This window comes from Phyllobacterium sp. CCNWLW109 (genome assembly GCF_037203905.1).
Classification (GTDB): domain Bacteria; phylum Pseudomonadota; class Alphaproteobacteria; order Rhizobiales; family Rhizobiaceae; genus Phyllobacterium; species Phyllobacterium ifriqiyense.
The window spans coordinates 533,779-546,428 of sequence record NZ_JBBCBK010000002.1 but is presented as its reverse complement, the minus strand read 5'-3'; the positions used below and the strand labels follow the sequence as shown (position 1 = coordinate 546,428).

8 protein-coding genes, 1 tRNA gene, 1 pseudogene and 1 riboswitch are annotated in these 12,650 nt (G+C 54.2%); of the genes and pseudogenes, 4 read left to right on the top strand and 6 right to left on the bottom strand.

The genetic code is table 11. The annotated features are described in order from the left end of the window. Positions 1-126: 126 nt before the first annotated feature. Entirely contained in the window at positions 127-3,462 is a 3,336-nt protein-coding gene (locus V9K92_RS07890) for a transglutaminase family protein (protein WP_337353717.1), read from the bottom strand. A 543-nt stretch (positions 3,463-4,005) separates the two neighbouring features. Then, positions 4,006-4,219: riboswitch (cobalamin riboswitch) on the top strand. Between the two features lie 270 nt (positions 4,220-4,489). Between V9K92_RS07890 and V9K92_RS07885 the strand changes: the two genes are divergently transcribed. The 3 genes from V9K92_RS07885 to V9K92_RS07875 are packed head-to-tail and all read left to right on the top strand — an operon-like array spanning position 4,490 to position 7,257. Next, positions 4,490-5,296: an ABC transporter ATP-binding protein gene (locus V9K92_RS07885; RefSeq protein ID WP_337353716.1), complete on the top strand. Its 807-nt coding sequence runs from the start codon at positions 4,490-4,492 to the stop codon at positions 5,294-5,296. After that, positions 5,296-6,243: an ABC transporter substrate-binding protein gene (locus V9K92_RS07880; protein WP_307283463.1), complete on the top strand. Its 948-nt coding sequence runs from the start codon at positions 5,296-5,298 to the stop codon at positions 6,241-6,243. Before V9K92_RS07885 ends, V9K92_RS07880 begins: the two co-directional genes overlap by 1 nt. Further along, positions 6,244-7,257, top strand: coding sequence for a FecCD family ABC transporter permease (locus V9K92_RS07875; protein WP_307283457.1), 1,014 nt, complete (start codon positions 6,244-6,246; stop codon positions 7,255-7,257). 131 nt (positions 7,258-7,388) lie between these two features. On the opposite strand, the gene cysQ is transcribed toward V9K92_RS07875, so the two are convergent. Genes cysQ through cysD form a run of 3 tightly spaced genes read right to left on the bottom strand, consistent with a single transcriptional unit; the run spans position 7,389 to position 11,074 of the window. Then, the gene (cysQ, locus tag V9K92_RS07870; RefSeq protein WP_115052028.1) at positions 7,389-8,207 is read right to left on the bottom strand and encodes a 3'(2'),5'-bisphosphate nucleotidase CysQ; all 819 of its coding nucleotides are present in this window, start codon (positions 8,205-8,207) and stop codon (positions 7,389-7,391) included. A gap of 12 nt (positions 8,208-8,219) precedes the next feature. After that, positions 8,220-10,169, bottom strand: coding sequence for a sulfate adenylyltransferase subunit CysN (cysN, locus tag V9K92_RS07865; RefSeq protein WP_337353715.1), 1,950 nt, complete (start codon positions 10,167-10,169; stop codon positions 8,220-8,222). Further along, positions 10,169-11,074, bottom strand: coding sequence for a sulfate adenylyltransferase subunit CysD (gene cysD / locus V9K92_RS07860; RefSeq protein ID WP_115052206.1), 906 nt, complete (start codon positions 11,072-11,074; stop codon positions 10,169-10,171). Before cysD ends, cysN begins: the two co-directional genes overlap by 1 nt. 348 nt (positions 11,075-11,422) lie before the next feature. Here cysD and V9K92_RS07855 point away from each other — a divergent pair, with 348 nt between their 5' ends. Continuing rightward, on the top strand, positions 11,423-12,220 hold the full coding sequence (locus V9K92_RS07855) for a hypothetical protein (protein ID WP_336440796.1): 798 nt from the start codon (positions 11,423-11,425) through the stop codon (positions 12,218-12,220). 37 nt (positions 12,221-12,257) lie between these two features. On the opposite strand, the pseudogene V9K92_RS07850 reads toward V9K92_RS07855, so the two are convergent. Together V9K92_RS07850 and V9K92_RS07845 are read right to left on the bottom strand one after the other, a co-directional pair. Further along, positions 12,258-12,383, bottom strand: a pseudogene (locus V9K92_RS07850) (helix-turn-helix domain-containing protein); the annotation flags it as partial. A 91-nt stretch (positions 12,384-12,474) separates the two neighbouring features. Then, positions 12,475-12,549 (bottom strand) — tRNA-Gln (locus V9K92_RS07845). Positions 12,550-12,650: the final 101 nt, after the last annotated feature.

The following is a 12,650-nucleotide window of genomic DNA, read 5'->3' as shown; positions in this document are numbered from 1 at the left end:
TGTGCGTGGTTCGACAAGCTCACCATGAGGAAGGTTGAGGATTGCATTGAGTAGTTCTACGATCTCACAGCTACCTATGAAGCCAAACCACCTTACTCATGGTGAGCTTGTCGAACCACGCACAACTCAACCACGCGGCCTTCTTAAATCCAGCGTCATCGGGAATTCCGGCGATGCCTGTTCTTTTCGCAGCTCATAGGCTCCAGCCGTGTGGCCGCGGGGCTCGAACCGCGCGAGCCTGCGCGCCTCCGCTTCATTGGAGTTAACCGGGAATGTGTCGTAGCTGCGTCCGCCCGGATGGGCGACATGATAGGTGCAGCCTGCAATAGCCCGTCCCGACCATTGATCGTAAATATCAAACACCAGCGGCGCATTGACCGGGATCATCGGATGCAGGCCGGAGCGCGGCTGCCAGGCTTTGTAGCGAACCCCTGCAACAGCAACACCATTGGTCTCAGTCATTTTCAGCGGCACTTCGCGGCCATTGCAGGCAACGCTGTAACGCGCGGCATTATAGCCTTCGACCCTCACCTGCAAACGCTCGACAGAGCTGTCAACAAAACGCACCGTGCCACCAATAGCGCCCTGTTCGCCCATCACATGCCAAGGCTCAAGCGCTTGCCGCAATTCCAGTCTGACGCCTTCATTGACGATTTCACCGCAGAAGGGAAAGCGGAACTCCAACTGCGCCTCAAACCATTCCGGCCGGAAATCAAATCCGTTCTGACGCAGGTCGGCCAGCACATCGAGAAAGTCCGCCCAGACGAAAGCCGGCAGCATGAAGCGGTCATGCAATGTCGTACCCCAACGCACGAAGCTGCCTTCGATCGGGTTGTTCCAGAAGCGGGCAATCAATGCCCGAACCAGCAATTGTTGTGCGAGACTCATGCGGGCATTGGGCGGCATTTCGAAACCGCGAAATTCGACGAGGCCAAGCCGTCCGGTTGGACCATCTGGCGAGAAAAGCTTGTCGATGCAAATTTCCGAACGATGCGTATTGCCGGTAACGTCCACCAGGAGATTGCGGAACAGCCGGTCCACCAGCCAAGGCAGAGGCGGCGTACCACGACCTGGCAGAGGCACCTGCGCCATGGCGATTTCCAGTTCGTAAAGACTGTCGTGCCGCGCCTCATCGAAACGCGGCGCCTGACTGGTCGGGCCAACGAACATGCCTGAAAACAGATAGGACAAGGATGGATGTCTCTGCCAATGCAAAACCAGACTTTTCAGAAGGTCCGGACGGCGCAAAAACGGGCTGTCATTGGGTGTTTCGCCGCCAACCACCACATGATTGCCGCCGCCAGTGCCCGTATGCCGCCCGTCAATCATGAATTTATCAGCGCCGAGCCTTGTCTGGCGGGCTTCCTCATAAATCGTCTCGGTTGTTGCCACGCATTCGCGCCAGTTCGAAGCCGGATGGATATTTACTTCAATCACGCCAGGGTCGGGAGCAACGCGTATCACGCTGATGCGCGGGTCCTGCGGTGGTCCGTAACCTTCGATATGAACCGGCAAGCCGAGTTTGGCGGCAGCAGCTTCCGCCGCCCCGACAAGTTCAAGATAGTCCTCAAGCGCCTCAACCGGCGGCATGAACACGCTCAACCGGCCATCGCGCGGTTCAACCGAAATGGCTGTACGCACCGCGCCGCCAATCTCTCCCAGTTCCTGCTCCACACGCTCTTGGGCATTACCTTCGGCGGCGGTGAACGAAGCAACCGCTTGCGGCTCGTCTCTCACATCAATGCCGGTTAATGCCGGCGAATCCGGCAAAGGACCCCGCTCTACGGAAGGGTCAACCGGCACGATGAAGGGAAACTCGGAAGGCGGCACATGTGGCAGAGCGCCCAGCGGCAGGCGGTAACCGACAGGAGAGTCGCCCGGAACCAGAAAGAGCTTGCCGCGCCGCGTAGTCCATTTTTCACTGCGCCAGCGCGGACCTTGCGCAGCCTGGCTGTTCCAGCGCTGTACCGGCAATACAAATCCTGTTGGCTCTGTCAGTCCCCGTTCGAAAACACGCGCCATGCGGCTGCGCTCTTCCGGGTCTTTCAGCATGGAGTTTGAAGGATCAACATTCTCCGGCAAATTGCCTTCTTTGACGATCCATTCTGCGGGGTCCTCATAGGCGGCGGCAACCATATCGTCTTCAACGCCCAATTCGCCAGCCATCTCCACCAGCAGTTTGCCCGCATCTTCCGGTTTGACATCCGCCTTGCTGTTTTCCGCGGCGATAAGATCAGGATTGACCCAGATGGGCTGGCCGTCTTTTCGCCAATAGAGTGAGAACGTCCAGCGCGGCAGGCTCTCCCCCGGATACCATTTTCCCTGCCCGTAATGCAGAAATCCGCCCGGCGCGAAACGATCACGCAAGCGCCGTATCAGCTTGTCAGCTTTTTCCCTCTTGGTTGGGCCAACGGCATCGGTGTTCCATTCGCCGGATTCGAAATCGTCAATTGAAACGAATGTCGGCTCGCCGCCCATGGTCAGGCGAACATCCCGTTCCTTGAGCAGCGCATCGACTTTGTTGCCAAGCGCATCGAGCGCGTCCCACGATTCATCGGAAAATGGCTTGGTAATGCGTGGATGTTCCGAGACGCGCGTTACCCGCATGTCAAAACCGAATTCGACATTGGCCGGTTCAGCCATGCCTGAAATCGGTGCAGCATTGCGATAATGAGGTGTTGCGGCCAGCGGGACATGACTTTCGCCAGTCAGCAACCCCGATGTCGGATCAAGGCCAATCCAACCGGCACCCGGCAAGTAGACCTCGCACCAGGCATGTAGATCAGTAAAATCCGTCGTTGTCCCGGCAGGACCATCCAGCGCCACCAGATCGGGCTTTAACTGGATAAGGTAGCCGGAAACAAAACGCGCCGCCAGGCCGAGATGACGCAAGGTCTGCACGAGAAGCCAGCTGGTATCACGGCACGAACCTGTACGGACATTCAACGTGGTTTCCGGCTCTTGGACACCGGTTTCCATGCGGATAACATAACCAATCTCGCGCTGGATGCGTGCATTAAGGTCCACGACGAAATTGACTGTATTGGTGCTTGAGCGATCAATCGTTGCCAGAAAATCCGACAGAAGCGGCCCAATCGGCTCCGGCTTCATATATATGGAAAGATCGTCGCGTATATCTTCAGGGTAAGCGAAGGGCCAGATTTCTCCGGCAGGTTCGACGAAGAAATCAAACGGATTATAGACGGTCATATCGGCAATGAGATCGACTTCGATCTTGAGCTCCGTGACGGGCTCAGGAAAGACAAAACGGGCCAGAAAATTACCGTAAGGGTCCTGCTGCAAATTGACGAAATGGTTGGACGGACTGACCTTCAACGAGTGACTCAGCACTTTGGTTCTCGAGTGCGGAGCTGGTTGAAGGCGGATGATCTGCGGCCCGAGCATGATGGGGCGATCATATTTATAGTGAGTCAGGTGATAGACTGCTGCGTGAATTGCCATGTCGCCCCAAAATTCAATAAAACATCGATGTCGCCAAAGGCTACATGCGAAGCCTAGCCTACTCCATCGGCTTGTTCACGCTTAAAAAACTTATTCTGCCATTTATTTTAGCACGTACTGAATCTGCACCTTAAACGGGCTGGCAAAATGGACGACACAACCAAATCCAAGAGAGGGGGTAATATAATTTGCATTAGGCTTGCTGCGTGGTTCGACGGGGCTCACCATGAGGGAGGTTATTATTTGCAGGAAGTCACTTCCTGCAAGGTTATCGACCAATGTGCAATCAAACCACATTCCTCATGGTGAGCCCCGTCGAACCACGCAGAAACTCAATGCCAACAAAGGGTGGCTGCTGATTATCACCCTGGAATTGAAAAAGACCCGGACGAGCTGGACACTCACTATCCGGATGTCCATTCATTAAACCAGAAAACGGGAGGTGGGCGAAAGCCTCCCTCTCACTCCTGAGGGAAACATGGCATTCTTCTATTTTTTCCAAGTGCTATCTCTTTTACCCCATTTCATTTTCACTTCGGTTCAACTACTAATCATCGTGATGGTTTCTCCGGCTAGACAATGCTGGAGATGAAAAGGGAACACGGTGAGGCGTACCCAAAAGGGACCGAAACCGTGGCTGCCCCCGCAACTGTAAGCGGTGAGCGACGCCTGATGATGCCACTGATCGCAAGATCGGGAAGGTAAGGCTTTGCCAAGACCCGTGAGCCAGGAGACCTGCCATCATAATTGAAATTCGAACCGGACGGGGTGTGCCGGGAGCGATGCGATGACCTCTGTCCGCATTAGCGGCACCCGAATGCTTTGAATAGCTTCCGGTTCATCGTCTGCGTTCTCTGTCCTCCCCTTGAAAGTTGGCAGGTATGAACGTTTCGCGCATCGTCACTTCGACCCAGCATCATATTATCTACCCTCTCAAACAATCGGCATTGACGATTGTTATAACATTACGCTATCTCCTACCCATGTCGAAGTCCTCAGAATATTTCCACGGCATGGGAGCGCGCCCGTGAGCCATATACAGCTTGATGCAACAGCCGTGAGCTATAAAACCGGAACCCATACTTTGGTTGATGCTGCGTCGGTCGGCATAAGATGTGGCGCAAGGCTCGCTATTATCGGGCCGAATGGCGCTGGAAAATCCACCTTGCTGCGCATGCTGGCCGGGCTGCTGCCACCGACGTCCGGCGGAATAAGCTTCAACGGCAAAATTATCGGTACAATGTCGCCGCTTGAGCGGGCCCGGCAATTTGCCTTTGTCGGTCAGGCCGATACCCCCGATCAACAGCTTCTTGTCGAGGATTATGTATCTCTTGGCCGCATTCCCCATCTGGGCGTCTTCACACGCACGGTCGACCGGGAAATCGTCGAAGATTCCATGGAGCGCGCGCGGATCAGCCATTTCCGCCGTCGTGCATTGGGTTCATTGTCAGGCGGCGAACGGCAGCGCATGCAATTGGCGCGCGCCCTCGCCCAGCAACCGGCCATCCTGTTTCTTGATGAACCGACCAATCACCTCGATCCAAAGGCGCGCAGCGAACTGCTCCTGCTCGTTGCCGGACTTAGTGTCACGACCATTGCCGTTCTGCATGATTTGCCGCTTGTTGCGCCCTTTGCAACCCATGTAGCAGTCATGCACAGCGCTCAGCTTGTAGCGTCAGGCACGCCCGACGAAACGCTGACCCCGCGCATTGTCAGCGATGTATTTGACCTTGATGTGCTGCGCCTCAGGCACCCATCCCGCCAGCGCGACCTTATGGTGTTTGAAGCACCCGAACCGATCCATGACGCCCATTCTCATTCACGGAGCATTTGATGAAAAAATCCCTTTTTGCCCTCGCATTTACTCTTCTGTCTGCGCCTGCCTTTGCTTTCCCTGTAACCGTCGATAGTTGCGGCAAACCTTTGACCTTCGACGCCGCTCCCAAACGTGTCGTCGTCAACGATATCAACATGAGCGAAATGGCTTTCGCGCTTGGCCTGCAATCTTCAATGGTTGGCGTGACCGGAATCACCGGCTGGTACAAGCTCGATGATGCCTTCATCAAGCAGCAGGGTTCCATTCCGGAACTTGCACCAAAAAATCCGACACTCGAGAATATTATCGCCGTGCAGCCTGATTTCTTCTTTGCCGGATGGAATTACGGCATGCGCATCGGCGGCGAAGTTACCCCCGATACACTTGCGCCCTATGGAATCAAAACCCTCGAACTGACCGAGAGCTGCGTCCATCTCGATAAAAACCGCCCTGCCGCTTCCATGGAACTTCTCTATGGCGACATCGAAAAGCTGGGCAAAATTTTCGGCAAGGAAGCAGAAGCTGAAAAACTGATTTCCGGCTGGAAGACCCAATTGGCACAGATCAAAAAGAAGGTCGGCACCAACAGCGGTACCCGCGTGTTCCTTTATGATTCCGGGGAAGACAAACCATTCACCGCTGGAAAGTTCGCCATCCCTTCAGCGATGATCAGCGAAGCTGGCGGCGTCAACATCATGGATGACCTGGAATCCAGCTGGGCCACCACCTCTTGGGAAACTGTTGCATCGCGCAATCCGCAGTTTCTCGTACTCCTCGATTATCAGGATGATGTTGGATATAAGAAGCTTCTCGATTTCCTGAAGAGCCATCCGGCCATGAAGGAAACCGATGCAGTAAAGAATGAGCGCTTTGTCGCCCTTCGTTATGCGGAACTTACGCCGGGTCCTGCGAATATCGAAGCCATCGAAAAGATTGCCAAGGCAATGCATCCGGAAGCATTCTGAGTGCATTTTCCGGCGGGAACAAAACTGACTTTAGCGGTAAGCACGGTGTTGGTCATCGTGCTTGGGCTCCTTTCCATTGCCTATGGCTCAACATTTATCGCGCTTGGCGACGTGTTGAATGCCTTGGCGCATTTTGCAGGGCTCAGCGATCTGGCCACGACTGTGCCCATAGAAAGAATTATTGTCGACCTGCGTTTGCCCCGCGCTATCCTCGGCCTATGCGTCGGTGCTGGCCTTGGCATCATTGGCGCAATGTTGCAGACCGTTACCCGCAACGATCTCGCCGACCCCTTCCTGTTTGGTCTTTCCTCGGGGGCTGCTGCTGGCGCGGTATCGGTTATAAGTCTTTTCGGCGATCGCTTCGGCGTATGGACGCTGCCCATTGCTGCGTTCAGCGGTGGCATGCTCGCAGCTATTATCGTTCTGCTGCTGGTGCGCCGCGTACAAGGTCAAGGTCCCGAGCGCATGATCCTTGCTGGCCTTGCCGTATCCTTCATCTTCACGGCGCTTGCCAATTATATGGTGTTTTCCGGCGATCAACGCGCCGCCCATTCGGTATTATTCTGGACGCTTGGAGGACTGGGAATTGCGCGTTGGGATAATCTGCCGCTGGCATTGATTGGCCTCGCCTCGATCCTCGTCTTCGCGCTTTATAACCACCGCAATCTTGATGCGTTTTTGGCGGGCGAAAACACCGCGGAAAGCCTCGGCGTCAGGGTCAATCGAACCCGGAATATCGTGTTTATTGTTTGTGCCTTTTCAACCGCGATCTTTGTTTCAGTATCGGGCGTTATCGGCTTTGTCGGGTTGATGATTCCCCATATTGCGCGGCGCTTTTCCGGCCAGCTCCATGCCGGACTGATTGTAACTTGCGCGCTTTTCGGAAGCATACTGCTCCTTTCAAGCGACCTCGTCGCAAGACTGCTGCTCGCGCCGCAGGAATTGCCGATTGGCGTCGTCACCAGCTCCATCGGTGCGTTCTTCGTCGTCACCTTGCTGCTGCGCAAAGGATGAGATGATAATTTACTGCAGACCAAAGCCAAATGGCATTTGTTAAAGCATATGCCTGTGCGAGAGGCACTATTCTCGTGACAAACAATCTAAAGGATTTCAGCCGAGTTCCAGGTCTTAAAGCTGAAAACTGGCTATAGTCTGCCCCGAGCGACGAATCCGGGATTGGCAAAATCAGCATCATCCGCCTGATTGCGGCGACCATAGCTCAGCAACTTGCCATCCAGCGTGAGCGTCGTTCCACCAGCGGCGCGAAGCACTGCATCCCCGGCAGCCGTATCCCATTCCATCGTCCGGCTCAGGCGTGGATAAATATCCGCCTCGCCCCGTGCCAACAGGCCGAATTTGATCGACGATCCAACAGAAACACATTCTTCAATATCAAAATCTTCCAGATGCGCATCGGTTTCCGGCGTACGATGAGAGCGGCTGGCGACGGCGATCATCTGCTGCGGTGCCTTGCGGCAGGAAATTTGCCGTGCCGAAACAATGCTGCCCTCATGATCCAGCGTTATTTCCCTCGCGCCATCCGGGCCACCTGTAAACAGCCAGCCACGAACCGGAGCATAGACAACGCCCAAGACCGGAATACCATATTCGATAAGAGCAATATTGACTGTGAAGTCGCCATTGCGATTAACAAACTCGCGCGTTCCGTCCAGCGGATCGACGAGATAAAACCGGTCGCCGAGATCCCCCGGCACATGTCCGCCGGAAATTTCCTCTTCCGCAACAATGGGTATATGCGGCGTTGCCCGGCGCAATGCTTCCAGGATAATTGCTTCAGCCGCATGATCCGCAGCAGTGACTGGCGACTTATCGTCCTTAAGCGCGACGTCGCAACCTTCTTCGTAGATGCGCAGGATTTCGAGGCCGGCTGCAATCGCGGTTTTCTCGAATATGGATAGCAACGATGCGTAGTCGATCGTTGTAGGTACTGGATTTACTGTCACGTTCAGCCCTGCCTAGATCGACCACGAACTATGATCGAAATTGAAGATGATTCCGCGATCAGTGAGCAGCTTTTCCACTTCCGAGGCAAGCTCTTCGGTTGTCCGTCCCACGGTTTTCAGATGAAGCTCCGGATTCTCCGGCACTTCATACGGCGAATCCACACCGGTGAAATTCTTGATTTCACCGCGCAGGGCCTTCGCATAAAGACCCTTTGGATCTCGCCGCGCGCATTCCTCAAACGGCGTATCAACGTAAACTTCCATGAACTCGCCATCGCCAAGCAATTCGCGGACCATGCGCCGCTCGGCGACGAATGGCGAGATGAACGAGACCAGCACGATCAAACCCGCATCAACCATCAGCTTGGCAACTTCACCAACGCGGCGGATATTCTCCACGCGATCTTCTTCGGTAAATCCGAGGTCACGGTTAAGACCGTGGCGGACATTGTCACCGTCAAGAATATAGGTGTGCTTGCCAAGTGCAGCCAGACGCTTTTCGACAAGGTTGGCGACTGTCGATTTTCCAGAGCCCGACAGGCCGGTAAACCAGACGACCGCAGGTTTTTGATCCTTCTGGTTTGCGCGCGATGCCTTGTCGACATCAAGTGCCTGCCAATGGACATTGGAGGCGCGGCGCAGGGCAAAATCGATCATACCCGCACCGACCGTCGCATTGGTCAGCCGGTCTATCAGAATAAAGGAACCGGTCGAGCGGTTGGATTTATATCCATCGAAAGCAATCGCCTCCTGCGTCGAAATATTGACGACACCAACCTCGTTCAGATCAAGCGATTTGGCCGCTTCCTGCGCGAAACTATTGATATCGACTCGATATTTCAGATCAGTGATGGTTGCCGTTACCTGATCGGTCTCGGTACGCAAAATGTAAGAGCGTCCGGGGATCAATGGCGCTTCGGAAAACCAGACGAGATGCGCGGCAAACTGATCGGCCACTTCGGGGCGATTATCCGGCGAGACCAGCATATTGCCACGGGAAACCTCGACCTCGTCCTCCAGCACAATGGTGACGGCCTGCCCTTCTCCCGCTTGGTCAAGGTCGCCGTCCCACGTCGCAATTCGTTTGACGCGCGAAACTTTGCCGGATTTGGCCACCACAATCTCATCACCCGGCGAGACTGTGCCGGAAGCTATGGTGCCTGAAAATCCGCGAAAATCGAGGTTGGGGCGGTTGACGAACTGAACAGGAAAACGGAACGGACGCGTTGCATCGGCATCATCCAGAGCCACATTTTCCAGATGTTGCAGAAGCGACGGGCCTTCATACCAGCCCAAATTTTCCGATGGGCCGATTACATTATCGCCAAAGCGAGCGGATAGCGGAATTGCCTGTATGGTTTTGAATCCGAGTTCGCTTGCAAACTCCTGATATTGTTTGACAATCGTCTCGAATACGTCCTGCGAATAATCAACGAGATCGATCTTGTTGACCGCAAGCACGATGTTGCGGATACCAAGCAGGGACGCGATGAAACTATGCCGCCTTGTTTGACGCAAAATCCCTTGCCGCGCATCGACAAGCACAATAGCCAGGTCTGCCGTGGAGGCGCCTGTTGCCATATTGCGCGTATATTGTTCATGGCCGGGCGTATCTGCAACGATGAACTTACGCTTTGGCGTCGAGAAGAAGCGATAGGCAACGTCGATTGTGATGCCCTGCTCGCGCTCGGCCTCAAGCCCATCGACAAGGAGAGCAAAGTCGATATCTTCGCCATTGGTGCCATGTTTGCGGCTGTCATTTTGCAGCGCTGCAAGCTGGTCCTCGAAGATCAGCTTGGTGTCGTATAAAAGCCGGCCGATGAGCGTTGACTTGCCGTCATCGACAGAGCCACAGGTCAGGAACCGCAACAGCGACTTCTTTTCCTGCTCTGCCATGTAAGCGCTGATTTCCTCAGCTGCGGATTGTGCAACCGAAGTTTCGATATGGGCCAGCTTACTCATCAGAAATAGCCCTCACGCTTTTTCTTTTCCATCGAACCGGCCTCGTCCCGGTCAATCATGCGCCCTTGGCGCTCTGACGTCCGCGAGATCAGCATTTCGCTGACAATTTCGGGAAGCGTTGCCGCTTCGGATTCAACTGCGCCCGTCAGCGGGTAACAGCCAAGCGTACGAAAGCGCACCATTTTCTCCTGCAATACCTCGCCCGGCAAGAGCTGCATGCGCTCATCATCGCGCATGATCAGCATTCCGTCACGCTCGACAACGGGGCGCTTGGCGGCAAAATACAGCGGAACAATCGGGATATTCTCCTGCATGATATATTGCCAGACATCCAGTTCGGTCCAGTTGGAGATAGGAAACACACGGATCGACTCGCCTTTGGCAACGCGCGTATTGTAAATTTTCCACATTTCAGGACGCTGGTTTTTCGGGTCCCAGGAGTGCTGTGCATTGCGAAATGAGAAAATGCGTTCCTTGGCGCGGGCCTTTTCCTCGTCGCGCCGTGCACCGCCAAAGGCTGCGTCAAATCCGTATTTATCGAGAGCCTGACGCAGGGCGACGGTCTTCATGATATGGGTATGCGTGTTTGATCCATGCACGAAAGGACTGATGCCCTGCTCAATGCCTTCCTGATTGCTGTGAACGCGCAGATCAAATCCGAGACGATCAGCCTCTGAATCACGAAACGCGATCATCTCCTTGAATTTCCACGTACTATCCACATGGAGAAACGGAAAGGGCGGCTTGGCGGGATAAAAGGCCTTCATCGCCAGATGCAGCATAACGGATGAATCTTTGCCGATGGAGTACATCATCACCGGATTGGCAAATGTAGCGGCAACCTCACGAAAAATATGGATCGCTTCGGCTTCAAGACGCTGCAAATGCGTCAAATTCTTGGTCATGAAAGTCATTACCCACTCATGTCGCCAGGCATCATACCTGTAACAAATATCGCCTGATCCCAAACGCAGTTCAACACGTTTGGTCAGCGACCGCAAACATAGTGTAGCGCCCTGCCTTAGGGAAAGGATAGTTTCTCAGGCCAACCCAAATCCGCGCCAATTTGTTGCCTCGATCCGTTGATTATCAGAACATATTTCCACTCTTCCAATTGCGCGCCGTCAGCATGTTTTAAAACAACCCATCCCTAGAAAATAAATCCTTTGGGAATCGATCCACAATTGCAGAGCGCGTAATTGACGAATGAAGCGCCCCGCCCTAGATGAGCAGATGATAAAGGGGCCATTCGCATGGATATTTGCACATTCTGGTATGGGCCGCGATTGCGCGAAGTCGATCGTGTCTGCCTCGCTTCGATGGCCATGACCGGTCAACGGGTCAAACTCTATGCTTTCGAAGAGATCGAGAACCTGCCAAAATCCATCGAGTTGCACGATGCTTCCGAGATATTGAGCAAGGACTATTTTTTCCGGCTTGATCCCGACTTTCCCGATATCCCCAAATATACGCGTGTCATAGGCCAGTTCAGCGATCTGTTTCGCGTCACCTTGATGAAAAAACAGCAAGGCCTGTGGCTCGACACCGATATCTATCTGACCAAACAATTCCACCCCTCGCCCGATCGTCCTTATCTGGCCCGCGAAAACTTCACCCGCCTTGGTGTTTCGGCCATGTATCTGCCGCCGGACAATCCGGTTATCAGGGAATTCGACGCCTATCTGGAAAGCACGCGGATCGTGCCGCCTTGGCTGGGTTTTCGCCGCCGTGTCCTGCGCCCGGCATGGTTTCGGCTAACCGGCCAAAAGGTTTCGCCAGCAATGGTGGGCATTACTGTTTTCGCCAATGACGGCATTTCCCGGCTGGCTAAGCGCTATGGGTTTTTCAAAGATGGCGCCCCAAAAGAAAACTTCTATTATTGGACGGGACGGGATGCGCTACGCATTTACGATCCGGCCTTTGGCCTGGAACCGTTGAAGCATCCTGATTTCATTGGCTTCCATATCCACAAGAAGGGCCCATCAAACGAACCACCGCTCGAAGGCAGTTTCTATCATTGGGCGGTTGAGCGCGTGCAGCACCTTCTATAAGCATGGTTCTGGAGTTCACGAGCCAATTTGCTTCCCCTCAGCTTAAAACTTGCAGGCCATGCTTTTGCACCACCGCCAGCAGTTTCAGGGCCATGCCGCTGGGCCGCTTCGCACCGCTTTCCCACTTTTGGATGGTCGATTCGCTGGTATTCAGATAGCTGGCGACCTCAAATACATAAAATATGCGTGCGATAAAATCTGATCTCGAACTGGAGATCAATTAAAAGGCGCTGCTGAAATTCACAATTATGGTTTGGCTGGGGCGGGAGGGTTCGAACCTCCGAATGACGGTATCAAAAACCGTTGCCTTACCACTTGGCGACGCCCCAACATGTCTGCATCGGATGCGAAATCCTCATGCGACAGCGCGGCTTATAACCGTTGGTTTCAGCTTGTGCAACGTGAATGATCGGCCAGTTTGTCTCATCCC

Excerpts from the sequence above, each read along its gene's own strand:
- cysN (WP_337353715.1), bottom strand. The coding sequence starts at position 10,169 with ATGAGTAAGCTGGCCCATATCGAAACTTCGGTTGCACAATCCGCAGCT.
- cysD (WP_115052206.1), bottom strand. The coding sequence starts at position 11,074 with ATGACCAAGAATTTGACGCATTTGCAGCGTCTTGAAGCCGAAGCGATC.
- V9K92_RS07855 (WP_336440796.1), top strand. The coding sequence starts at position 11,423 with ATGGATATTTGCACATTCTGGTATGGGCCGCGATTGCGCGAAGTCGAT.
- V9K92_RS07880 (WP_307283463.1), top strand. The coding sequence starts at position 5,296 with ATGAAAAAATCCCTTTTTGCCCTCGCATTTACTCTTCTGTCTGCGCCT.
- V9K92_RS07890 (WP_337353717.1), bottom strand. The coding sequence starts at position 3,462 with ATGGCAATTCACGCAGCAGTCTATCACCTGACTCACTATAAATATGAT.